We start from the raw sequence: 23,023 nt of genomic DNA, 5'->3' as shown, positions 1-23,023 counted from the left end.
CCTTATCCAAAAGTAAACTTTAATCTTAGAAATTAATAAAGTACATGTACTTTATTTGATATCAAACTTAAGTTCGTGTGTTCTTAAAATACCAAATAAAAAACTCTGGGCAAGCATCATAAGGTATAACTAATTCTTCATCACCAATAGCAGAAGCTAAATCGTAAATCCCAGTATCCCTAACTTCAAAATCATCAACATGTTCCAGCAGCAGGAGAATCACCCTAAATGATGAATCATCTACTTGAAATTCTTGAACACCATCAATTCTGTTTTCTAATGATAACGTTTTTAAAGACGACACTTGACCAAGCAAGTTAGAAATGGCCTCATTAGCAGTAGTTAGCTTTTGTTCCAACGTATAGTTTTCACTTTCAGCAATCATTAGGTCTTCTTCTAACCTTGCTACTTCAGTTTCTTCAGGAAGAATTTCACCATTGCTGTTTTGGAACTTATCTAGCCTTTTTCGATACTTTTTATTTCTTCTTAAAGTTGATGGAGAAATTACCTCTGAGTATTTTTCTTCAAACTTTTCAGAAACATAATCTGACAATGCAGTTAAATTAATGAAGGAAAGCTTTTTCATTCCCTTTAAAATATCTACTAATCTCGCATCTCTATCATTTACACTTTTCTGCTTAGATTTTTTTAAGGCCAAACCCCGTTGTTCAGACATTTAGTATCTCCAACAATTTCTTATTATCATCTGAAATCAATTTTTCCCTACCGTCTAACAACTCATCCAGTGGTATTTCTTTTATTTCTGAAACCATCTGAAGTGATGTTAATAAAAATGAAACTGGATCATCTTCAACTTCGCCCTCAATAGACTCAAGTATTTCAGCCAATTCAGGAACTACTTTATTTAACTTTCTTACCATTCGATTTGAAATTCTTTTTAATTTATCACTCTGTAAAATTGGAGTATTTGCAGCTTCTTTGAGACGTAGCCACAAGCTATGTTTAAATGTACCCGGCACCATATACTTCATTCGGTTAACAACTTCGTCCTTATCACCAACCGCTATCCCGTACTTATTGATAATGTCTATTCTGACTTTCCAACAACTTGCTTGCTTCAAATTATTAGTGATCTCATAATTTATACTATCTAGGTCAGCACTCGTGACATTAGCCTTGAATTTTTGAGCCGTCAGATCCGCAACATCGTCTAATAGCTTTTTAATTTTAAGTGCTATTGCTGGTGCCTGATGCTTTGTACTGATTGCTTTAGGACAAATATGACAGTTCATTCGCCCAATTGTTCTTACAACCTCATTAGGACAATCATTTCCAAACGGACATAGATGTGTCCAGTTAAGCGAAAGTTCATCTTTAGAACTCAAATCATATAAACCTGAACCAACTTCTTTAGTCATATGTGTAGTAATTGGCCTATATTTTTTAGCAAATTCTCTGTAATCTATCGTTTGTTCAAAATCATCCTCTTTAAATGCAACCGCCTCTGGAGCAACTACACTTTCAATGACTAATTTTTTGTGTTTTACAATTTCTCCTTCAATCTGAGGAGAACTATCTGAATAGTAACCAACGGTCGCTTCAGATTGACCCGTGATCATTCCTATGGCTTCCCGATCACCGATTAGCACATCAAATACCGTAACTAGTTGCTTACGCAAAGAATGGACAGTAATTAAACTTTTATACTCTATTGAGCTGAAAGGAACAAAATCTTCTTTTTGGTTATCACGAATGTAATAACTATAAGATACTGGGACACTTCCCAGCCTTGCAAAGTAATAAAAGTCCTGCGACCGAACATTGACTGGCCCAAATCTAAGTTGACTGACAAATTCGATACCAGAATCAGTCAAACACTTTTCAAAAATCTCCAAAAACAAAGAAAGATTGTAATGGCGAAACGAATTGGAATTTGAGTTTTGTAATAGTGGCTTAAGCTTACCAAATTTACTCTGTTCATTATCTTGATACTTAATTGGATTGACGTAGTTTGGATTTCGGTTTAGACCTCTCAATTTTCTAGCTAACAGAAGCACTTCCATAACTTCTCTTGAGATCAAACTTTCAAATCCTGTAGGCTTACTTTTATCCGTGTGAATCCTGATATCTACCAATGACTCCATCGGTAAATTGTTATCCTGAATATAGTCAGCATCAAAGTTATCAGCATCTAACCAACTCGCATTTGACGCCCTCTGGGCAGCATATGCACTTACTAAAATAGAAGCAAAACTTTGATAGTCTAGATGTTTGCACATCAAACCCATTTCAGTTAACTGAATAGACTTTCTCTTGAACTTACTTAAATCGACATCAAATATTTTTAACGGTCTGTAGCCTTCAACAAGCTCAATAACCTTGCTGATAGGAAGATGACCTTCGACTGGAATACGGTTACTAACCTCTTGTTCACTTAATGATGTCTCAGTTTTATCTATGAAATCTGAAATATCTTCCTTGATAACCTTAATATCAGCAGCAATCTCATTTAATCCATTTTTCTTGCAGTACAGGTAACACTCTTCTGCCGACTTCAACATAGCATGTTTAGTGAGCGTCTTTATAAAAGCTCTAAAGTAAATCCAGTAGTTCAAATCCAACATAGCCTTGTTGCTTTTGGAGTATCTTGAACCGAACTTTTTCTTATTTGCATCTAAGGGATTTGATTGTAGTTTCAAACCATCAATATTGCCGAAGTTGGTAAGTATGTATTCAAAGTACCTGTTGATTGTTGCAAGAGTGTCTCTGAGGGTATTATTGTTATCCGTTGAGTGCAGCTTTCTCATATCAACGAACAAGGATGTGAAATCAATAAATGAGCATGGGTAAATAATTTTTTGCTCTGATTTAAAGGCAACACTCTCCATCACCGATGATGGTTTAATGAATATATAACCTAAGAACTTTTCGGGTGTATCAGGGTATTGGATCACCGTGTCATTCTTGCTGAAAAAGTAAGGTAAATAATCAAACAGATAGGCATTTAAATATCTAAGCGCATTGATTCTTTGATTCTTCGTACTTTTTTCTGGTGAATCATGGCCTACATAATCTTCTTGAGACTTATACCAAAGTGAAGATTTATCTATGGAGCTAATATTATAATTAGCTAAGCTGGAAATATGGAAAGTATATTCACCAATCTTAATATCATTTCTTAAAGCCCTTGGAGCCAATACACATAGGTCTTTGCCCTTTAAGTATGGACTAGAAGACTCCAGCGCCTCCTTTGGGCCAAGGCTCTTAAATTTTGAGTCATCATAATCGAGAGTTGTTTTTTCGTCTTTCTTAATTTCAATCTTAAGCTGCCTACGAGCTAGCTCTTGGGTTTTACTAACTATAGCAGTATCAAACTTATGATCGAAAAATGAAATTGCAGGCAACCATGACATAACCCCTTGGTTACATCTTAAACGATCAACTCGGTAGTTGTTCACTATCTCTGGGGATAACCCTGTTGGCTTCTCAATTCCATAAGCGCAAAACAAGTTAAAAACATCAATTGCAGACTTGTTCCAAGTCTTATAATGATTGAAATTCTCCTCAACACCTGCCCAATCATTTATGAAAGAATGCTTACTTTGCTCAAATCTAGATCGAGTGGCGGTTAAAAGTAGCTCTTTTGCGAATGAAGGAAGTAAGCTAATAAAATAATTATCAGATAAGAACTGCTTATGAGGCTTTGTAAATGGCTTATTAAAATAATAATCCGCTGGAATAACAACTACTTTCTTTTTTGCTATCGAAGCAAATAAACTCGCAAAAATGATCCTTAAGAAGCCCTTCTCTCCATTAGAGCTAATAGCCACTCCTAGAAGTTCAAATATACGGTTTTGCTCTAGTTTCCAAATATTATCATTCTTAGTTGAATGGTAAAAGTCATGTATGTTTTCAGGCGTTACATCATCTAAAAACGTCAATAATTCATAAGAGAAATAGCCATAATAATCATGCCCTTTTCGTGAATCAGGACTAGCTATTGGTTGAAGATCTTCTATAAATGATGCCTTTATAGCTTCAAAGTGCTCACTGATACTATTTAATTCCAAGGATCTTTTCCTCTGCCAAAGTAAGCTGATAATTTATGGCATCTTCAGTCAACTTCTTAACATCGCTTTTATTCTTCATTAGCAGATTGTTTGCGGCTGCCATCATAGACTTTAAAATTACCTTATCAATAATTGCGTAGCCCTTAGTGGACTCTTCACTACTATGTCCCATCAACGATTGAACAGTAGCAGTATTTAAACCAACCTTACCGCCTTCGAGTGGTAAATAATTTCGACAGAAAGTTCCGTAATAATGCCTCAAACTATGCAAAGTATAAGGCTTCTCAATACCTAGTTTTTTTTGAACACGTTTAAATGACTTATTTAAAGACTCATTACTAGCTAGAAAATATGGTTTTCCCTTATTTTCGTGGTCCAGATTTACGAACAGAAACTTATGACTACAACTTGTTTTCCTTCTCTCAATCAAGTATTTCGGTAAAGTATCAAAAAATATTGTCTTAAAAGGCTCTATAAAATATACCGTTTTAATGTTTCTACCTTTCCACTCTAGTTGCGCTTGTTGATCACTGCTCAATGTAACATAAGCCAGAGGACGGTCTTCTGGGTTAATTGTATAAATTATCCGTTTACGTGAGTTCACATCTGCCATTAATAGTTGTAGTCCTTCAGACTGACGTACACCCGTCCCAGCTAATAAAGCCCATAAACAAATATCCCGATAGTTTGATGTTTGGTCTATAAGCTCCTCAGCTAAATCAAGTGGAAAAGCCTTATTATAAAAATCTTGATTACCAGCAGTAGAGCCAACAGTTTTAAACAACGAGCTTTGAACATACTTTGGCCCCCCTGAGAGGACTCCTGCCATCATCGAATTTGCTATTAATGCATTGGCCTGACTTTGGTTTAGCACTCTTCTTGTCGTCAATTCTGAGAACATAATGTCGGCTTCAACGTCGATATTTAGCAACCCACTTTCTTTCATCACAGTAAGTTCTGATTGTAGAATTGCAGAATCCTTTACAAATTGACTAACCGAGCTAAGCATTCTAGAACATGATGTGGCTTTTTTAGGTTCTTGCCCTGTAAGCCTCGCAATCTCACCTATAAAGCCATCAGCATATTCGCCTTCTTTAAGATAAATAGGATACGAAAGTATCAGGTCTGCTAAAACAGTTCTGGATAACAAGCCTGCTTTAAGATTTTTATATTTTTCGCAAACTATAGGAAAAGTGTAAATATACTCGAAGAATGTTTTTAGATCTTGAGCAATAGCTTTGATAGTGTTTGATGGTTCTTGAGCTAGTGCTAGTGCTTCAATGTATTGCTTCGGTTCTTCTAATACTCCAAGCTCCTGATGGAACAAAGCAAATGATGAGAAGCCGTTATGAACTTTATATTCGATTTTGCTGATCATTATGTATGCACTAAGCTCTTTAAGGTTTAACTTAAACCTATTATAGTGCATAAAAGTGCATATAAAAGAAATATCTATAAAATACTTTAAAGTTGTACTTTTGATTTAAATGCTTGATAAATAATTAGTAAAAGAGGGAGTAAGATGGCGTCCGTTCAGGGATTCGAACCCCGGACCGATGCCTTAGAAGGGCATTGCTCGTATGTAAGGCTAATTAAACTTACCAAGTGTTACCATTGTCGTAAACAATGAGTGCATTATAGGACGCCTGAATTTTAATGCAACCCTTTTTTTGATTTTTTTGAGCATTGTATCACCCCCTACTATAATGTTACCATCACTAGCAGTTCAAGAAATAAACTATTTGTATGAATTATCCTCACCCTAAAAATCATATTATCGTTAAACAAAGGCTGGCTCTTGATGGAGGGTCTACCACTATCATTCCTGTTTTGTATCTTTCCGGTGGTGAAACCAAAAGAGTAGAAATCTTGGTTGACTACTTCCTCGATAATATAGGGATGTCTGAGCAATGGATGAGATACAGAGCGAGAGCGATGGGGTTATTCTTTGACTATTGCACATCGTTGCCAAAGGAATCTACATCACCTAGTCACCCTCTTTTTCACAAGAGGTTGGTAAGAGGGTTTTTAATTTCACTACTAAATGGAACGATAGATGAAACAGGTCGTGACAATCTCGGACTATATTGGCCTTCGACTGGAATAGATGTCGTTAAAAGATTATGCACAGCATTGCATGATGTCATTCATTACTCCGAACAAAATGATTTAGTGCCTCAGAACCTATTAAATAGAGAGTCTTATTCAATACCACATTCCGAACAAACCGCAATTTCATTTTTGCATATTGCTAGAAGAATAAAAGGTTACTCTTTTTTAAGCCATGTTATTAATGTACAGCACCTAGCAAGAAAACTTCATAGAAGTAGCGAATCTTCTGGCTATAATCTTCAGAACTCAACGTCTAAGAGTCAGACTGCTCCGAAAAGATTCCCTGAAGAGTTAATCGATCCTCTATTTAAAAGAGGTTTTATGAAAAACGATAAAGCCCCTACTCTAGAAGAACAAGAAGATATAGTGGGGAAAATGTGTTGCCTGCTCTGGCTTTTCGCTGGTTTAAGAAAAGACGAGCCTTTGCATCTATGGGTTACTGACATTGTTTACGTTCAGGGGCATGGATTAAAAGTTGTTCAAAGGCATCCATCAGATTCATCTACACACATTGTAGGTGAAAATATGACAAGAAAAGAGTATTTAAAGAGAATTGGCAGATTACCTCGAAATGAAGATAAGAGTAAGTCTCAGAGAGCTGGGTGGAAAAACTTAGCGCTGGATAAGGATAATCAGGCTTATGTTTACTTTATGCACAAGGGTGCAGAACAGCTTTTTTTGTCGATGTATCACTACTATATAAACAATGTTAGGCCAAAAAGAGTTAAAGCATTGACTGATAGCGGTAAGCCCGATCACCCTTTTCTGTTCGTCTCATCTGGTGTTGATAGAAATTCAGGCAAAAGTTATGTCGGTGAACCATATAGTTCAAAGTCTCTGGATGATTCGTTCAGCTCAGCGCTTAACCGAGTCGAGAAAGATCTAGGGATTCAGATAGTCAAGGGCAAGAAAGGAAATACAAACCCTCATGCTATGAGGCATTTCTACATTGGGAAACTAAAGGACGCAAATGTCGATCCCCTTATAGTGCAGAAGACGGTCAAGCATGGGAGTATCGAATCACAGAACGCCTATGATGCACCAACACAAGAGCGAATTCAGTCTGTTATGGATGATGTGCAATTACAGCTATCTGATACAAGGGTCTTAGAATGAAATCAGGAAAAGAGCAAAGAGCCAAAGCATTTTTAGATGTGCTTTCAACTAGCGTTAATTTACAAGAAGGTGTAAGTCGTCTATTTGATGAAGCTGATAAATTCTTCAATGAACTAAATATTTACGGTAATGCTAAACACAAGGGCTCAATAAGGTCTGTAGAGTCTGGGCTTATGGCGGCACTTAATTCCTTGGAAAAATATACATTTGCTTCTTCGCTGAAGGAAGTCACTATAACTGAATTTAAAGAAGCGCTTGATTTAATCAAAGAACCGTACTTTCAGTACAGTCCAAACATAAGCGAAAGACTTCAAACTGGATTTAGAAAAGCCGCTGTCATACTAGATCACGTTCATGCAGTTAAGGGTTTTAGTAGATACGCTAAAATAAACAGAAAATCCAATACAGAATCTAGTTTTGAAGCACTCATCAAGACTAACACTGAAGGAGATATGATTAAATGGGTTGAACTAGCAAATGAATTCATAGAACAACTTCAAACAAAGAATACCAAAAAAGCTAGAGGTGCAATGGTTCGGCTTCTGAAGTTCTTAGATCAAAAGTACAAAGTCATCCCCCATCCACTTTCATACCTTTCAAAACAAAGGCATAAGAATTTCATTAGTGAATATAAATATTTTAACAAGTCCTATACTTCTGATTTACTGCATTTTTTTAGGTTTTCTGAATATGTTATCGATAACTATATGACAGAAACAGAAGAAGATGAGAGCACACTCTTTGGATATCCTATTGTAACTGAGGCACAAGTATACGGAAAGGAGCATCAGAAAAGTAAACCAAATAAGCCACATACAGACAAGCTACTAATACCATCGAGCCTGCTGTTTATGATGCGTGACATTATTTCTGAGGATGATTTTGCTTTCCCGAAGTCGTTAAGTAATCATTATTTTGATTACACAAATCAAGATGGTGAGATTACTCGTGAATTCAATCCTGTTGCTTCGTATGTATATTTGACTATGCTAGAAATCCCAGTTCGAAAGATTCAAGTGCAAATGCTCGATTCAGGGGAAGGAGATGTGGTCGAGTTTCGAAATGGAAAATGGGAGCCTTGTTCTTCAGAGCACTCAGGATATTGGCAACGCAAAGGCGTTTCAGTGGTCAACAGGGGGGTATTAAGAGAACTGAATGACTCTAAAGGCGCAGGTTTCTATATAAACACCAATAAAACAGCAGATATAAATGTTGGGCATGGGGAGCACTCTGGATACACAATACCTTGGTATAACCAAACACTTGTTTCGTACTTTCAAAAATTAAGAGACTTTCAAACTAAATACAATCCAGTTAAAACAGCTCTGTCCTATAGAGATATTGATAAATCTTTCTTGCATAACGATGGGAGGCCATCTGAAGCAATTTTGCAGCAAATTCCAGATAGGTTTTATCTTTTTAGAAATCCATCGGCATTAGAACCACAATCCCCTATGTCATCAAATGTATTGCATAGATATTTTTTAGATATCATGCAAGAAGCTGAAAAAAGACTACAAGAGCAAGGCGAAGAGATCCAGATAATAACAAAGATTAATGAGCAAACAGGACAACCTGAGCGTGCAATTTACTCACCACATGGCTTAAGAGTGGCTGGCTTGACCGCTATGGCGGAAAATGGAGTACCTATTGAAGTATTAAGTAAAATTATCGCTGGTCACGCATCAATTCTAATGACGCTTCATTACATTGTTTACTCTGATAGAAAAGTGACTGAAGTATTAAATGGAGCAAGAAAAAAAATAGAGACTCAAGCTAAACAAGGCTTGAGAGAATGGCTAAAAGATGCAGCTTTTGAAGATGCTAAGCGATATTTACATGCCAATAATGATGCTGCTATTGCACAATTACTGTCAAATGTAGATGCAGCATTTTTATCTGCTAATTCCTATGGTGTTTGCCCATACGCTGGCACAAGGTGTCACGATGGTGGAGAAGAAATTAAAAAAGCCACCAAAACCACAAAAGCAAAATACGGGCCTGTACGGGGCGGTAAAGAAAACTGTGTTATGTGTCGTCACTTCGTCACTGGAAAGGAGTGGACTATAGAGCTTTGGCTTCATACAAATAGACTGTTTGAAGCAATAAATCATCTATCAGTTAATTTGGATGACTTGAGGGTGCGCAGAAAGGCTCTTTCTAAAGAGAGGTATGAATTCATTAAAAAGCAACAACAACACTTGATTCCAGTTACTTTGGTAGATGAAATTAAAAGTCTAGATTTTATTATTGAAGAAAAATCAGAAACATTAAATGACACAATTTATAGCGCTCATGCTGCTTATAAAATATATAATGGAACCAAAAATATGCTTGGGATAGAAAGCCATAATCACCAAGATAACCTCGGTTCTGTAGCTGTAACACCTAAAGAAGAGCATGACTCTGCTTGTGTAGAAACAAGTAAATTTGCTTCTCAACACCTTTTGGTTGTTGCATCAAGACTTTATCCGCAATTTGAAGACTCAAGGGTTGAATTAGAGCGAAATCATTTCGTTGATCAGATTTACGCCAACTCAGGACTCGTGCCGTTGAGTCTTGCTCCAATGTCTGCTGAAGAAAAAAAGTTGGCTCTAGATGCCGCTTCTGAACACTTATTAACCAAGCTTTCGGATACAGAATTGAAAAACCTTCACGCAGGAGCCGTTAGCATTCAAGAGCTTGGCATACATCAAGAGAAGTTAATCTCACCACTTAAAGAATCGAATAATTTACTAGGCAGCATTAAAGATGACGAATAATAGTATTAGTAAGAAACGAGTGGATAGTGTTTTCTCTACGTTGCAGGAAAAAGCAAAAACCGCATCTGTCAGAACAAAGCTTGCAAGAATACACAATGCTTGTGAGAAGATTTCAGAAAACACTGTAGTCTCTGTAGCAAATGTTGTTAGATACATTGCAGAGGAAGGGGTTAAGCTTTCTAAAAGAACTATTTATAACGATAGAGAGGGCGGAAACCCTTACAAAGAGTTAATTGAAGAGTGGATGAAACATTCTGAGCTTGTGCATTCTGAGAAGAAAAGCAGAGTAAAAAATGTAGATACTGAGACAGCACTTAGCCTTGTTGATGAAGAAGATCTAGCCAAAATCCCTGATATTGCACTTCGTCATAAATTCAGCCTAATGTACGGTGAATTAAGAAGCTTGAGAAACCAAGTTACGATATTAAAAGATGTGAAAGCACTCCCCTCCGTTAGTCAGTCACAGATAGCTTATGAAGCAAACAATGACGATCTGTTGACCTACCAAGGCAACAACAAAGAGCTCTCAGACTATGAAAGAGAAGTTATTAAGGATTTCCTTAGCGCTAAACTGACGCCTCTAGCTTTTGATGAAGACGGAGCTTTAGTTAGCAAATCTGTGATTAAAAGAGACGAGACATTATCTGGTGAGGGTCTTAAAGAAATACTGGAAAAGCTTATACAATAATTGAACTTAATATTCGTAATTAGCTGTGTTTTTCGGCTAAGCTTTATTATCGCCACATTAAAATTAGAATTGTAATGTCAAAATCAACTTTCCAGCTCGACTTTCTCTATGTTGTTACCAACGGTAAGCTGTCCAAATATTCGAGTCCACTTGAAGAAATCAACTATGTAGAAAATGGTGTTAATACAGAGGTTTTACAAGCTATCTCTAAATTATTAAAATGGGAGCTAGATTTAGTAGCAAAAATTATAGGTGTGAAAAAATCTAGCTTGCTCCGCAAGTCCACTAAGCTATTAAACAAAAAAGCTAGTGAGAATGCTATAGAAATCACTAAATTGAGTGAATTTGGTTTAAACTACTTCGGGAATATCGATAATTGGAATCACTGGCTAAATACACCTCATCTCAACTTTGAAGGCCAACCTCCACTTAGAATGATAGATAAAATAAGAGGGCGAGAGCTAATAAGAGGTGTGATTTATGGACTAAAATATGGCTACACGGCCTAAGAATAATAAATGCGCTAAAGATTTATTATTTACTTTAGTAGTGTTAATCTGAGTAAGTTAAAATTGAATAAACCTTAAATTGATCTGCCATATTTGAACTTTAGCGTTGAATCAAGCCTGACTGTGAATAGCCGGTTTGTTCCAGATGCGGACTATCACTGTAAAGCGTCTCTGGACAAATGTGAGTTACGCGTAATCTGGTAAGCCGCTAATATCAGACTAGTAAAAGTATCTTGAAACCTTAAATACTTGTTAGCAGCGTTTTCCAAGTATACGCTTTGCCCTTTCTAACACATGATCAAACGTCATAATAGTCAAGTTGTGGTAACTACTATTTAAAACTCGAAATGCCTGCTGCTGCTCTCGGTTCCAGTCATTTGAGCGACCATATATTAACGTACATCGCGGCTTAATCGTTTTCACATAACCAACCCTTTCCATGAATTTGACACTGTTTGCCTCTAGCTCGATTTCATGTATGTAAGACTGGGATTGTGTGATCGCCTTAATTAAATCAGAGTGCGGGTAATAATTATTATGATCAAGACCTGAAGCCCAGAACTTTAAACCGCCCTCTGGTCGTTTGATTTCAACAATATCGAGGAAGCCGTCATAACTTTCCATTAGAAAGTCTGAAATGTTATGAGTATCTATTGCTCTTTCATCTAACACTTTGACAAAGTCGCTACCTAGAACCCAACTATTGGTTTCAAACCAGTTTTGCCATACGTTTTCAGTAAAGTCAGACTCTAGTAAATATTGAAATTCATCTATTGCACGAGATTTTCGTGCATGCTCTAAGCCTAGTTCTAATTCTTCCGGTATTACGTCTTTGTCCAATAGAAACTGAAGCATCCCTTGCTTGTCTGGTAAATTTAAAAGTTGTTTGATTTGCTCTGCATTTGATGTGTCGTACGGGTTATCTAAAGGTAAAAAAGCTTTCGTACCCTGTCTGAAAGGCTCGTAATTGGTTGAAATAAAATCTATAAGATTACTGAACTTTTCACTATCGAGAGTGAGTTCACTTTTGGGTTTATCTAATTCTAGTGTTTCACCCTCAAGCCAACCCTTTGGCTTATTATACCGACCAAGCTTCAAGAACACTTCGTCTTCAGAAGTGTTATGAGGGATTTTCCAAAATATTGCTCGGGTCAATACTCTAGGTTTATCACGAATAATTTTAACTAATCTATCTTTGATTTTTGTCATGATACCTCTTTATCTCCTCATAGCTGCTAACGCTTTCTATACGGCTTTTAGCCGCTTTTCATACTCCTATCATGCAGTCTTTCCAATTACAGTTCAATTGATAATCAATAGGTTAATGAGAAGGAATGGATATTAGATTGCAAAAAGACGCATATTTTTAAAAAGCTTACGACGACACTCCCTCTGATAACTACAAGTAAGGGAAACTTTCATCCAAAAGAAATTAATTAACTTCAGTGATAACAAACAATGGGGCAAAAACGCGTTAGAGTATTTAATCAGTAACGCTTTAAACAGTGTAAAACGCGAGCGCAGCGAGTGGTTTTCCGCTGTTTTAACTTGTTATGTGCTTTCACTCAAACACTTCCCCCAAGTGGAACACCAGCCCATATTTTATCTCTTATATCTGGGCCAGATGGGCCAAGATTTGATATGTCATGAGTAACCTGAAAGCGTTTACCATTAGCCGAAATAACCTCTAGACTAACTAGTATGTACTTGTTTAATTCTTCATCGTAATCAGGAGCTAGCTCATAATCAACTTCATGAGATAGCATAAATAATTTGATTTCACCCGGCTTGATAACAAATGGGTCGATGTGGTTTGACGGAATAACCAGATAAGAAGATGAATGCTTTAAGTTCCCTAACGGAGATTGCCCTCGTAGCAGTGACACATCTTTAACGAACAACTCTTGGTTTCCAGTATTGCTAAATGTATATCTTAGTTCCCGCTTTGTCTTTTCATTTAGACAGTCAAAAAGTCTGCTATTGAGACAAAGAATAGCCTTAGAACTTTTATGCCAATGTGATAAATAGATAGCTATCACTGATGCAACTAACGCTATGATAGATATAGAAATACTTATGATATCTTTCAATTCCATTGGATTCTCACATGGCTCCACACTTTACTCCCTGCTGGGCACATAACGTTTACAATAAGGTGTACCAACGCTGAACTAGCCAAGCACCAGAACTCCATACCAAAACTGCCGAGTAAAATGCATCACCTTGACTGTTTTGTAATACCCGTGTTTATTTCAGTTGCATTATTGCCACTACTAGAGCCATTAATGCAATTGTTGTCCCTACAAAAAATTGCCAGTATTTATTCACTGCTGTCTTAATCGGATGAGCCAACTCGCTAGCATAGAGAAAACCCTGTTCAGTAAAATTAAATTCCATATCTTTGCGCTCAATATAGCCTAATTTTTCCATACGCAAAATATAACTGGCATATTGAACCTTATGAGGTATAACCGTTTTGTCCACAACCTGCGGCACATCTTGCTCCATGTCTCTGTCGAATCCGTGAAACTTAATGCGCTTTAAATCAATAACAGTCTTTTCTTGCTTGGAGACAACCCTCCGGTATAAAGTTACAAGCACCTGTTTTAGAACACTTTCAGAAACAACATAAGAACCCAAGTTCACTCCTCCATAGGGTATAACGCCTCAAACACCGGCGCAGCTTCGCTGCGCCCGAGTGATTTGACTTGTTAGTTTTTGTTTAAACACAAAAGAACTTTTCATCCTCATCAAGAGATAAGATTACATTTTTGGATATCTTCTTGTAAGTTTCTTCTGATATTTTATCTGATAGCATTGACAGAATCTGTTGACCCGGTAGCTTCTTTGCTTCTTTGAAAATATCTTCAATCTGTTTTTTGTCAATATCCTCGATACTGTCATGAAATATAAAATTTGGTCGATTCAGCTTTAACTCATTAATGGCATGTATATATGCAAAATCAAAAGCAATGACTTCAGCTTTCTTCTTTCCACCCTCAGGGTTAGTTGCTGAGTTATTGAGCTCTATAGAACAAATACCGCTATCCTTATTGAATTCTAAGTCTATGCTGTATTCTTCATCGTGAAGACTTTTTGTAAGAGATCCTAAATGTGAATTGAATTTTTTCTCAAACTCATAAACATTGTCAATCTCTTTGGAAATAGCCTCAAGGATTTTTTGCAATTGAACTTCAGCTTCAGTTTGATCTAATTTTGCCTTGGACTGCTGTTCCATTAGACCTTCTAACTTTCCAAGCTCAACTTTAAGCTCACCAAGGCGTTTCAGATTTTTAGTCACATTGTCTAAGCTTTCCTTGGACCTCATATCAGAAAAAACTTGTAACTTATCTTTCCGTATTGAACTGAGCTCTGCTTGAAGACCTTCAGATTCCTCATTCAATTTAGGCAGGTCAATCGTAAGAAAGTGCCTCTTTTTTTCAACGAGATTTCTATGGAACAAAATAACGTCTTCAAGTTCTTTTAAGGCTCCATCAATTGCTACACCAGAGAAACTATATATAACTTTAAGCTCGTTGATTAAATAACCATCTTTGTCTTTGGATAATAGCTCGATAGTATGATTGATATTGTCTACTTTTCGCTGTATTGATAGAAGCTCTTCGGTATATCGGTCTTCTTTTACTTGTAGTTCTGAAAGCCTTTCTATTGGATTCGAATATTCTGACGAGTATTCGAATGTTAAAAGGTTGCTCTCTAGCTCTTTAGCATCTGCCTTATATTTCTTGATCTCACTTTTTGGCTTTTGCTCTTTCACTAGAGCATTGATTGAAGTGGAATTCCTTTTTCGTCTATTAACCAGATTCGTTGCATCTCTTTTTTCTGTAAGTAGATACGTATTATTGAAACCGAAAAGGTATAAAAAAAGTTCGCTGTAATCTTTTGGTCCTTGTCGTTTATCAAGAAATTTGGTCGTACTTAACATTCTATGACTGTCATTTCTAATGAATTTAGGCGCTACAGCTCGAACAGAAGGCCTTCTAGTAGATATATTAAAGATTTTATCCTGAATAAATGACTCATATCCCTTTTCTTCAACACTTTCACCATTTACCCAGAATTTAGATTCAGATTCACCACCAATACATAGATTTCGAGAAATTTGATTTATTTTATTTGAGAAGTCAAAAAAACTGAGAGAAGCAGTTACAATGTTGTTCTTAAAAAGCGCTTCTATCTCAAGATTTGGCTTTTTGAACTCTTCATCGATGTAAATATTGTCTATACTTCCTAGCATTAGAAAATCAACCACTCTTGATAATGTTGATTTTCCGACGCTGTTCCCTGTACGACCAGAGTTAGGCTTGTTTGTGATGAGGTTAAGGCCTGTCTCAAATTTAACCAATCTTTTTACTTCGCTATTTATCTTTATTTCAAGGCTATCAAGCTTCATTTATAAAAACCTCTGTTCCATTAACCCCAATAGCCTTAATTGCAAACAACCAATCTAATGACAATATAATGTGATCAATCGATACTTTTAGTTCTGAAGAACAGTCAGTGAGTATCGTATCCATGGACGGATTTTCCTCTGCCAATTTCTTTAGAATTTTTGCCCCGATACTCACAACATTTATTTCTGGGTCACAACCATTTTTAGGAATCATAAGTTGGATTTTCCATAATTATGCACTCAATAAAAGCATGAGCGACGACGACATTCACGCCCAATTCTACATGCTCTTTGTAAGCTGGAGTGTTTTTTGATTCAAATACAGTATTTTTTAATCTTTGAATAATAAAATCTAAAATAAACTCTGAATTTTCTCTGATTTTAGCTATGTTTATATCGCAAGTTAGATAGTCGATTTCAACAGAATCTAAAGCAAGATAATATAAATCGTTTAAATTTTGCAGGATTGTATCTTTTCCAAAAGTTATCAGTGAGTCTATCTCGAAATAGGCTTCTTCTACTTTTGAGGAATGATCTAAGTATTGCTTTATGATATGACTTTTAGCTTTAAGATTATTGTGTTGAATCTTTACAACTGTTTCAGAGGACGGGCGCCTTCTGCTTTTCTTAAACGTAAAAGGCTTATTAGCTAATGACTTTAGCAACTCATTTATAGCCGAGCTGATCTCATATTCGGGTGAATCCCCGATTATAATATTTCCAGCATTACGTTCAACTTGAACTGTTTTATTTACAGGGGTGTTACCCCCTTCATTTCCTATGGTCAAGATTCAGTCCTTACATGTCAATTTTCATGCCGCCAGAGTTGTTCTTTGTATATACATTCTTCTGGCCGTTTTGCATAACGCTATCCTGACTATTATCTACTGTTGAATTCTTAGTTATTTCACCAATTTTTATTTCCAACTGTTTATTTTTCTTTGATGTAATCACAGCAAAGAATGTACTTCCTACAGTACATAGCCAAGCCAGCGTGACCCCAATGTCTGATTTTACAAATTCAATGAAAGTATCCATTTCTATCCTTGTTGATAAATGATGATGTTGATGAGAAAACTAACAATTTTACAGTGCGCACGTCGCGCATCTTTCTACCGATGTTACGCTAATGTATTTAATAAGTCCTTCTTAACAAATAACGTAATGTATTGCCAACTATAATTTTTTGTTGATGCTAAAGGGATTCAAAAAAAGAAAGAGTTTACGAAAGAACTTGAGTAACTTGTTATGTTTTACTTGTTGTGCGTTTGAAACGATATACTCTTTTTGTAACTCGACTACCTTTACCACCAACACCAATGGATAAATTTTCTCCATCAGTTTTTAATCCAGCATTACCTTCTACTTCACCTTCGTAATACTCTTCAATTTCAACTTCATCTGCCTCTTCTATTCGCCTTGCAATTGCAACTTCTTGCGCAACTTTAGCCTGCATTTCAGCCATTGATAACTCAATCTTTTGGCGCTGGGCCTCATGATCTAAAATAGTTAAGTCTTGTGATTCTGAAGCACTTTCAGAATCTGAAGCCGCTCTAGACATCGCGGCTAATGAAGGCCCAACAAGTGGTGTTGTTTGTATTAAGGCGTCCAAACCCGCTTGCCAAACTTTTTTACTAGCCATAATACCTCCTTGCTTGAAACACATTACGCCTTACTAATAGGCGCATAAATGCTTGGCTATAATTAGGGATGAAATAACGAAATACAAACATTATGCGTTCTTTTGAGTAACTTGTTTGAAAATCATTGATGCTTTTACTTTTAAACAATTAAAAACTATGTGAAAAGTCTTCCATTTCTATACCATAATTATGCTTTTTAAGAAAAAGATAACTAAGGTGACTAATTTCTATATATGGGTAGTACGAGGAATCATCAGTAGATTGAAAATACCAAGTACCTTCATCATCTTTGGCCAAGTTTAAATAGTAATTGTCTTTTCCTTGTTGCAACACCCCTAGTTCCAGGGCTTTTTTAAGTTGGTTTTTATTTAGCCAAAACAAAGTGCTCTCATAACCATCAAGAGCTAAGTTGTTAGCTGCTTTCTTGTTTTTAAGGTATTCACATTTATTCCTTGATTTAGGGACGTTAAACTGTGAGTGATAATTTTGCTCTGCCCATGAATTCTCTAGCCATTCATCCATTGAGTGAAGAGTTTGAGCATGAGGATTTAAGTTGTTATATATACTAGGTTGCCCAATGAATTCAGGGGCAAAAAGAACTGATGTGAGCACAGGGTTGTTTTGCTGCATTAAATGCGCAAACTCTTCCTTATTTATTGAGATTGAAGCCCGATTCTTAACCACTAATGATGACTTTACCTGAATATTAAATTCGATAGGTTCTTCGCTCAAATATTTTTGCCTAGCTTTATTTGTGACTAATAAATCCACACCAAAATCAGGGTTGTACTTATGAGCTTCAAAACCATGAAAAAAAATTTGGCTAGAGACAATATGCTCGGCACTATTACCACGATAAAAGTTTTCAAAGTTCTCTTCATTTAAAGGCATTTTTACTCCATTACTATAAACATCTATGACAACACTTCATAGAAACACCATAAAAGTTTAATTAAGAATTGCTTCCTCGTAGAGTTATAACATTTTAGTATTTATGCAGCATGTAGTTAATATTTTTTATGCTATGAGAATTTGCTTTTTGGGGTCTACTTTCCTAGCTAAATTAATTAGCAAAGCTAGTTATGTAAGCTTCCCTGCATTGCTCAGCGTTTATTATGTATTCATTACACCTAAACTTGGCCAGATTAGCAATTTTATTTTTACGAATATAGAAGCCGCTAGCTCGTTCAACTTTCGTCGTTGTTACATCTAACTTGAATACATTAATTAGCCGCAAGACACCTACGTTTTCTGTCTTTGGCTTATCTACTTTACCAGTGTGATCCTTGTGGCCTAATTAATGCCTACTTCAGCTTGCGACATGCATTGGCTAAAAAACCATAATGACAAATACCCGCAAACCCTTTTTACAATACATGCTTGTCAATATCTTCGTAAAAACTCATCATCACTCAGTATCATCACTTTATCGCGATTATCACCTGTTTAATCCCGGTATTTAAAGCTTACAAACTATATATTTGCTGATTATAAACGTTAATTAGACATCACACGTTCTCGGGTATAACGTGCTAGGTAACTTATTCGTTTTTCAATGTGTGTTAAACATGCCTAGCTATACACGCATCATTTTGCTGCCATATTTATCTTCACAAATGAAGTATTAAACTCATTAAGAACCGCTAGCATTTTCATTAAAACAACGTTGATAACACTTCAACTGAATATAAACAGCCTTTTTCTATCTCTCCCTTGAGGCCTTATCTTGCGTACCTGCTGAGATTAAACAATGTAAGTGAATATGCTGACTTTAATTTTTAATGTCTATCGAATGTACTGGGGTCCGATTCGAATAAGTTACATTCACTGAAAAAGAATTTAATTAATTCCTTATCAAGCTCATCTGTGTGATCGTAAATACTTTTTGCTATCTCTTTGGCCTCTTCAATGTCAAGAAACTCGCTTAAATTTTTAACATTGAGGCGCTCATTTTTACGTGCAATTCTATCATTACCTGAGTGAGAGTAACTTTTTGTACAAAACCCTTTAAGCAAAAAAAGAATTTTCATTGGTTCTTTACGCAATTGTTCTTTAAGCCACAAGGTTATTTCTTCATTATCAGCCCACCTAGCCCAGTCATATATCAAGTTAACCGAATTATTATTCAGCTCTAGTAGACTGGCATTAACATCAGCCCGAATTCTACTTAATACTATTTGCTCTAACCTTTCTTGATGCTTAAGCTCAATAAGTGAGTCATCACGAACGCCTTTATCATAAGAATATTTACCGTGCTCTTGACCTAGTATTGTTGCTTGGTCAGCCATAGTAACAATACCCTCACCATTTTCAAAAGCAGCCTTTAACACATTGAATCTTTCTGCTTTATCATTAGTTAATTGCTTAATTCCTGAAAACATTAAGCGACCTAAACGTAAGTTATTACCGCCAAAAGCTAGCATACCTTCAGATTCATCATTCTCTATCAGTAACTTATCCCCTATATTAAAAATCATATTGATAATATTGATTACCTGTTGCTTTTCTAAATCTGCTAAATAATCAACTAGGCGCTCTAACACACTACTTAGCTTAGTTCTATTATTAGCAAGTACCTCGATTGAAAGCTTTAATATCACTTTTTCTAAGTCCGACTGTGTACTTGTTGCCTCAACAACAGCTTCCACCTCATTTGAGCTGACAATACTGCTTGGTAATGAAAACTGGAAATAAACATTAAATAGCTCAGGTGCACATATATGCTTACCTTTTCGCCAATATGGTGAATGGTCACTTCCATACATAATATTTCCAGTGATTGAGCTAACTTTAGGGAATATTCTTAGTAGTAGATCTTTTATAACTTTTGAAGGGACTTTTTCAGCCATTTCGAATAATGTGTTTAATTTATTTCTTTTAAGCTCTAGTTGCTTATCATCTCTTGAATAACCATAATTGCTTTCAACGCCTGAAAACAAATACTCATTCCTACGGATAAAGTCATATATTTTCGGTTCAAATACCCTCAGAGTTTCAATAGCCGTAAAATCACAGAAATTAACCTCACCCTCAACACCTTTGTAAGTAATCGACAAAGAGTTTGATAAACGAATAACATCTCTTGGAGTTTTTAAGAAATATTTGATGCCATCATGGTAGATATTTCCGAAATGCGTCTGGTCATGTTCTTTCTCTGGAACATTTCTGAAAATGTAATTTATTTTGGATATAAATAAATTAGTTAAACCACTTGGATCTGGAGGAGGTAATTCAAAAGGTACTTGAACGATTTTCTCAATGTAATCGCTACCATTTACATTGAGTGATTTTTCTATACTGCTAGCAACCACTTTTCTGTCAAATGCAAGTAAATAGGCTATATTTGGAAAATTAGCAACGGCTTTAACCAATTTGAATAATTGCTTAACTTCCTCACCTGTCAACCGATCAATATCATCAATAATCACAACAATTTTTTTTTGCTCTTGTCGGAGTAATAACTCAATCTCTTTTTTAAGTTGATTTAAATCAGTTCCCAATAATTTCTTTATTAATGCATCTACTGCTTTAGCTTCTGCTATTGGAGCTTTAGCAAGTACTTCAGAGATTACCCCTAGCTTTTTTGCGATGCTTTTCCCTTTAGATTGCCAGTTAGAAAAAAGCGCTCTTAATTGTGTGAAAAATGACTTTAATAGTGCATCCTCACCTGAAAACCACCAAGGATTAAAGTGCAATATTTCAATATCAGGTGCTTGATTTTTTATTTCACTTTCAAGAAATGACAAAGTTGTTGACTTACCTGCTCCCCATTCAGCATAGAGAGAAAAAACTATCCCATCATCAAATGTACCAGCAGTAATACATCTTGCTAAATTGGTAGCGAATTTAGAGTATCCCAGTACGTCTTGTTCTATGTCATTTAGTGGCTTATCTGATGATAAGTTATATTCTTCTATTGTCATTAAATTCCCTTTAAATTTATAATTAATAGCCTGTGAATCTATTAATTATCTTATATGAAGTTGATGCTCAACAATTACTAATCACTTACTCTAAAGTTCTAAGCGTTTCACATTTAGTTCCAATCATTTACCGCTTTCAATATGAGCATTCGGTACTTCCATTTTATAAAATGTACTTAACTCAAGTAGCAACTCTTTTTTCTTTTGAAGGCTATTTCTTCTAACTCGTAATAGCTCATCAGTAGACTTAATGATAGCTTTTAAATTGTTACTTTGTTTGCACATTTCATCACACTTCTTCAGTGCCATGTCGTATTCTAATATCTTAAAACTGTACCTTGATATCTCACTTTCACAATCTTTCATAAATTGGACATCTAGTTTAGAATCATTTTTAGCAGAATCGAAATTTGAATGAAAAAGATATGTCTTTCTGTACGTTTTAAATTTTTGCTTTGTTGTTCCCGACACAGACTCTTCAAGAAGCCCCCTCCTTGTCAGTTTTTTTAAATAGACAGATACTTGCTTTTGTATATTCGCAATTTCAAAGTGTTCTGCTTTAGCAAAGCAACAAAAACCAAAACTTATATCTCTAGCAGTAAAATTATCAATATTGTTCAGGCCAATGACTGTATCAAAAAATGATTCTAAATCGTATTCCATAACACCCTTTTATGTATGATCATGCATATAATATGTAACTTAATACATATGACAGCCAATAACAATATGGGATCATTATATTTTTAATCTTTGGATTCTTATTTGATGCGGTCAATTACAAAAATTATTGGTAAGAACATAAAAATAGCTCGCATAAAGAAAGATTGGAGCCAAGCCGAGCTAGCCCACCGTCTTAATGTTGAACAAAGCTATGTTAGCAGGATTGAATCTGGAACAATTACCATATCTTTCCAAAGATTATATGAAATAATAATAATATTAGATTGTGATATTAACGAAATTTTTCCGTCTATTTCGGACATAAAAAAAAGCATCTAAATGCTTTATTCACATACCTTGAGAGGTCAACCGACCAAGAAAAGTTAAGGCTAATAAGAACCCACCGCATTCGCTTAGGGCATTTCAATAAACCAAGAGCAAAAGCCATATTTCGGCCCATTAATTAACCCCCCCCTCTCACGGAATGTGTCTTTAAAGATTCGCGGAAACCAACCAATCACATGGCTTATCATAAAGTTATTAAGAGCGCGAAGTCATATTTTATCAATGCTAAGCCCATCTTCATTGTGTATATAAGGGTCGCTAACGACCTTTAGAGTGATTCTTTTACATCGTCCGATATAAAAACGAAGAATTAATAGCCAAGTTATAATTAGTCTTTAGTTATCTAGATTGCTAACTTATGGATATCTCTTAGCCTCTGCATTAGCTGTATTTATGGAATTTGGAAAATTAAAGCAAAATAGGCATCTAAAGCCACTTACAAATACAAATAAAGATAAATTGCTTGTTGAGATCTCAAATATTGAAGAAAGCTTTACAGGGCGAAGTGACGGCAATATTGCAAACACATTTATTCATGAAGCAAGTTAACTGATAGTCAACAGCTTAACTCTATTCGAACAGGGCTTTTTTGATTGTGCATTCTATTCTCTGAGGCAGTCTTTAGAAATTGCAATGACAATGATGTACGTTAATCACTTTGACTATTTCATGTATGAAGAAAAGCGAAGTTGTTAATTCAATCGTTAAAGATAAGTTTGTTGGCGTTACAAAAGCTGATGAAATATTAGAGCAAGCGCACCTTTTATCTGAAGCTGAGCATGTTGCAGTATGACGATTATCAAGAGCATAGAGATAA

The 23,023-nt window shown here is 35.7% G+C and carries 20 protein-coding genes; 6 read left to right on the top strand and 14 right to left on the bottom strand.

Features of this window, described 5'->3' with window-relative positions; all coding sequences use genetic code 11:
- Positions 1 to 67 precede the first annotated feature (67 nt).
- From LPA49_RS12970 to LPA49_RS12960, 3 genes are read right to left on the bottom strand one after another with little or no spacing between them, the layout of a single operon-like run.
- Positions 68 to 676: a hypothetical protein gene (locus LPA49_RS12970; RefSeq protein WP_230236704.1), complete on the bottom strand. Its 609-nt coding sequence runs from the start codon at positions 674 to 676 to the stop codon at positions 68 to 70.
- Positions 669 to 4,031 carry a hypothetical protein gene (locus LPA49_RS12965; protein ID WP_230236702.1) on the bottom strand — a complete coding sequence of 1,121 codons (3,363 nt, stop codon included), beginning with the start codon at positions 4,029 to 4,031 and terminating at the stop codon, positions 669 to 671. Before LPA49_RS12965 ends, LPA49_RS12970 begins: the two co-directional genes overlap by 8 nt.
- Complete coding sequence (locus LPA49_RS12960) at positions 4,018 to 5,409, bottom strand: tyrosine-type recombinase/integrase (RefSeq protein ID WP_230236700.1); 1,392 nt, start codon at positions 5,407 to 5,409, stop codon at positions 4,018 to 4,020. The genes LPA49_RS12965 and LPA49_RS12960 overlap by 14 nt, the downstream gene beginning before the upstream one ends.
- A gap of 368 nt (positions 5,410 to 5,777) precedes the next feature.
- On the opposite strand from LPA49_RS12960, the gene LPA49_RS12955 reads away from it, so the two are divergent.
- The 4 genes from LPA49_RS12955 to LPA49_RS12940 all read left to right on the top strand — a co-directional run bounded on the left by LPA49_RS12955 (position 5,778) and on the right by LPA49_RS12940 (position 11,218).
- Positions 5,778 to 7,259 (top strand): hypothetical protein, encoded by a 1,482-nt coding sequence (locus LPA49_RS12955; RefSeq protein WP_199525857.1) that lies wholly within the window; start codon positions 5,778 to 5,780, stop codon positions 7,257 to 7,259.
- Positions 7,256 to 10,021, top strand: a complete 2,766-nt coding sequence (locus LPA49_RS12950; RefSeq protein ID WP_199525855.1) for a VPA1269 family protein — start codon at positions 7,256 to 7,258, stop codon at positions 10,019 to 10,021. The genes LPA49_RS12955 and LPA49_RS12950 overlap by 4 nt, the downstream gene beginning before the upstream one ends.
- Entirely contained in the window at positions 10,011 to 10,709 is a 699-nt protein-coding gene (gene gmtX, locus LPA49_RS12945; RefSeq protein ID WP_199525853.1) for a gamma-mobile-trio protein GmtX, read from the top strand. The genes LPA49_RS12950 and gmtX overlap by 11 nt, the downstream gene beginning before the upstream one ends.
- A 74-nt stretch (positions 10,710 to 10,783) precedes the next feature.
- Positions 10,784 to 11,218, top strand: a complete 435-nt coding sequence (locus tag LPA49_RS12940) for an antitoxin Xre/MbcA/ParS toxin-binding domain-containing protein (RefSeq protein ID WP_199525851.1) — start codon at positions 10,784 to 10,786, stop codon at positions 11,216 to 11,218.
- 252 nt (positions 11,219 to 11,470) lie between these two features.
- On the opposite strand, the gene LPA49_RS12935 is transcribed toward LPA49_RS12940, so the two are convergent.
- The 11 genes from LPA49_RS12935 to LPA49_RS12885 form a co-directional block, all read right to left on the bottom strand.
- Positions 11,471 to 12,427 (bottom strand): Shedu anti-phage system protein SduA domain-containing protein, encoded by a 957-nt coding sequence (locus tag LPA49_RS12935; protein ID WP_230236698.1) that lies wholly within the window; start codon positions 12,425 to 12,427, stop codon positions 11,471 to 11,473.
- Positions 12,428 to 12,783: 356 nt separating this feature from the next.
- The gene (locus tag LPA49_RS12930) at positions 12,784 to 13,314 is read right to left on the bottom strand and encodes a hypothetical protein (protein WP_206769233.1); all 531 of its coding nucleotides are present in this window, start codon (positions 13,312 to 13,314) and stop codon (positions 12,784 to 12,786) included.
- A 151-nt stretch (positions 13,315 to 13,465) separates the two neighbouring features.
- Positions 13,466 to 13,858: a hypothetical protein gene (locus LPA49_RS12925; protein ID WP_199527829.1), complete on the bottom strand. Its 393-nt coding sequence runs from the start codon at positions 13,856 to 13,858 to the stop codon at positions 13,466 to 13,468.
- Positions 13,859 to 13,940: 82 nt separating this feature from the next.
- Positions 13,941 to 15,632, bottom strand: coding sequence for a DUF2326 domain-containing protein (locus LPA49_RS12920; protein ID WP_199527830.1), 1,692 nt, complete (start codon positions 15,630 to 15,632; stop codon positions 13,941 to 13,943).
- Positions 15,622 to 15,846 carry an ABC-three component system middle component 6 gene (locus LPA49_RS12915; RefSeq protein ID WP_199527831.1) on the bottom strand — a complete coding sequence of 75 codons (225 nt, stop codon included), beginning with the start codon at positions 15,844 to 15,846 and terminating at the stop codon, positions 15,622 to 15,624. The genes LPA49_RS12920 and LPA49_RS12915 overlap by 11 nt, the downstream gene beginning before the upstream one ends.
- Entirely contained in the window at positions 15,836 to 16,420 is a 585-nt protein-coding gene (locus LPA49_RS12910; protein WP_199527832.1) for an ABC-three component system protein, read from the bottom strand. The genes LPA49_RS12915 and LPA49_RS12910 overlap by 11 nt, the downstream gene beginning before the upstream one ends.
- Before the next feature lie 10 nt (positions 16,421 to 16,430).
- Positions 16,431 to 16,670: a hypothetical protein gene (locus LPA49_RS12905; protein ID WP_199527833.1), complete on the bottom strand. Its 240-nt coding sequence runs from the start codon at positions 16,668 to 16,670 to the stop codon at positions 16,431 to 16,433.
- Between the two features lie 208 nt (positions 16,671 to 16,878).
- A complete protein-coding gene (locus tag LPA49_RS12900) occupies positions 16,879 to 17,274 on the bottom strand; it encodes a hypothetical protein (protein ID WP_199527834.1) in 396 nt (131 codons plus the stop codon).
- A gap of 148 nt (positions 17,275 to 17,422) precedes the next feature.
- Complete coding sequence (locus LPA49_RS12895; RefSeq protein WP_199527835.1) at positions 17,423 to 18,166, bottom strand: hypothetical protein; 744 nt, start codon at positions 18,164 to 18,166, stop codon at positions 17,423 to 17,425.
- Positions 18,167 to 19,053: 887 nt separating this feature from the next.
- On the bottom strand, positions 19,054 to 21,198 hold the full coding sequence (locus tag LPA49_RS12890) for a P-loop NTPase fold protein (protein ID WP_199527836.1): 2,145 nt from the start codon (positions 21,196 to 21,198) through the stop codon (positions 19,054 to 19,056).
- Between the two features lie 123 nt (positions 21,199 to 21,321).
- On the bottom strand, positions 21,322 to 21,861 hold the full coding sequence (locus LPA49_RS12885) for a hypothetical protein (protein WP_199527837.1): 540 nt from the start codon (positions 21,859 to 21,861) through the stop codon (positions 21,322 to 21,324).
- A gap of 105 nt (positions 21,862 to 21,966) precedes the next feature.
- Between LPA49_RS12885 and LPA49_RS12880 the strand changes: the two genes are divergently transcribed.
- On the top strand, positions 21,967 to 22,200 hold the full coding sequence (locus LPA49_RS12880; protein ID WP_138558777.1) for a helix-turn-helix domain-containing protein: 234 nt from the start codon (positions 21,967 to 21,969) through the stop codon (positions 22,198 to 22,200).
- 399 nt (positions 22,201 to 22,599) lie between these two features.
- Positions 22,600 to 22,755, top strand: a complete 156-nt coding sequence (locus tag LPA49_RS12875) for a hypothetical protein (protein ID WP_199527838.1) — start codon at positions 22,600 to 22,602, stop codon at positions 22,753 to 22,755.
- The last annotated feature ends 268 nt before the right edge of the window (positions 22,756 to 23,023 follow it).

It is taken from the genome of Pseudoalteromonas sp. MB41, assembly GCF_020966275.1.
Taxonomy (GTDB): domain Bacteria; phylum Pseudomonadota; class Gammaproteobacteria; order Enterobacterales; family Alteromonadaceae; genus Pseudoalteromonas; species Pseudoalteromonas lipolytica.
Note: the sequence above shows the minus strand (reverse complement) of the source record. Positions and strands in the feature narration are given on the sequence as shown.

Coding starts and splice junctions, on each gene's coding strand:
- LPA49_RS12970 (WP_230236704.1), bottom strand. CDS start 676: ATGTCTGAACAACGGGGTTTGGCCTTAAAAAAATCTAAGCAGAAAAGT.
- LPA49_RS12960 (WP_230236700.1), bottom strand. CDS start 5,409: ATGATCAGCAAAATCGAATATAAAGTTCATAACGGCTTCTCATCATTT.
- LPA49_RS12955 (WP_199525857.1), top strand. CDS start 5,778: ATGAATTATCCTCACCCTAAAAATCATATTATCGTTAAACAAAGGCTG.
- LPA49_RS12950 (WP_199525855.1), top strand. CDS start 7,256: ATGAAATCAGGAAAAGAGCAAAGAGCCAAAGCATTTTTAGATGTGCTT.
- gmtX (WP_199525853.1), top strand. CDS start 10,011: ATGACGAATAATAGTATTAGTAAGAAACGAGTGGATAGTGTTTTCTCT.
- LPA49_RS12940 (WP_199525851.1), top strand. CDS start 10,784: ATGTCAAAATCAACTTTCCAGCTCGACTTTCTCTATGTTGTTACCAAC.
- LPA49_RS12935 (WP_230236698.1), bottom strand. CDS start 12,427: ATGACAAAAATCAAAGATAGATTAGTTAAAATTATTCGTGATAAACCT.
- LPA49_RS12930 (WP_206769233.1), bottom strand. CDS start 13,314: ATGGAATTGAAAGATATCATAAGTATTTCTATATCTATCATAGCGTTA.
- LPA49_RS12920 (WP_199527830.1), bottom strand. CDS start 15,632: ATGAAGCTTGATAGCCTTGAAATAAAGATAAATAGCGAAGTAAAAAGA.
- LPA49_RS12915 (WP_199527831.1), bottom strand. CDS start 15,846: ATGATTCCTAAAAATGGTTGTGACCCAGAAATAAATGTTGTGAGTATC.
- LPA49_RS12905 (WP_199527833.1), bottom strand. CDS start 16,670: ATGGATACTTTCATTGAATTTGTAAAATCAGACATTGGGGTCACGCTG.
- LPA49_RS12900 (WP_199527834.1), bottom strand. CDS start 17,274: ATGGCTAGTAAAAAAGTTTGGCAAGCGGGTTTGGACGCCTTAATACAA.
- LPA49_RS12895 (WP_199527835.1), bottom strand. CDS start 18,166: ATGCCTTTAAATGAAGAGAACTTTGAAAACTTTTATCGTGGTAATAGT.
- LPA49_RS12890 (WP_199527836.1), bottom strand. CDS start 21,198: ATGACAATAGAAGAATATAACTTATCATCAGATAAGCCACTAAATGAC.
- LPA49_RS12885 (WP_199527837.1), bottom strand. CDS start 21,861: ATGGAATACGATTTAGAATCATTTTTTGATACAGTCATTGGCCTGAAC.
- LPA49_RS12880 (WP_138558777.1), top strand. CDS start 21,967: ATGCGGTCAATTACAAAAATTATTGGTAAGAACATAAAAATAGCTCGC.
- LPA49_RS12875 (WP_199527838.1), top strand. CDS start 22,600: ATGGAATTTGGAAAATTAAAGCAAAATAGGCATCTAAAGCCACTTACA.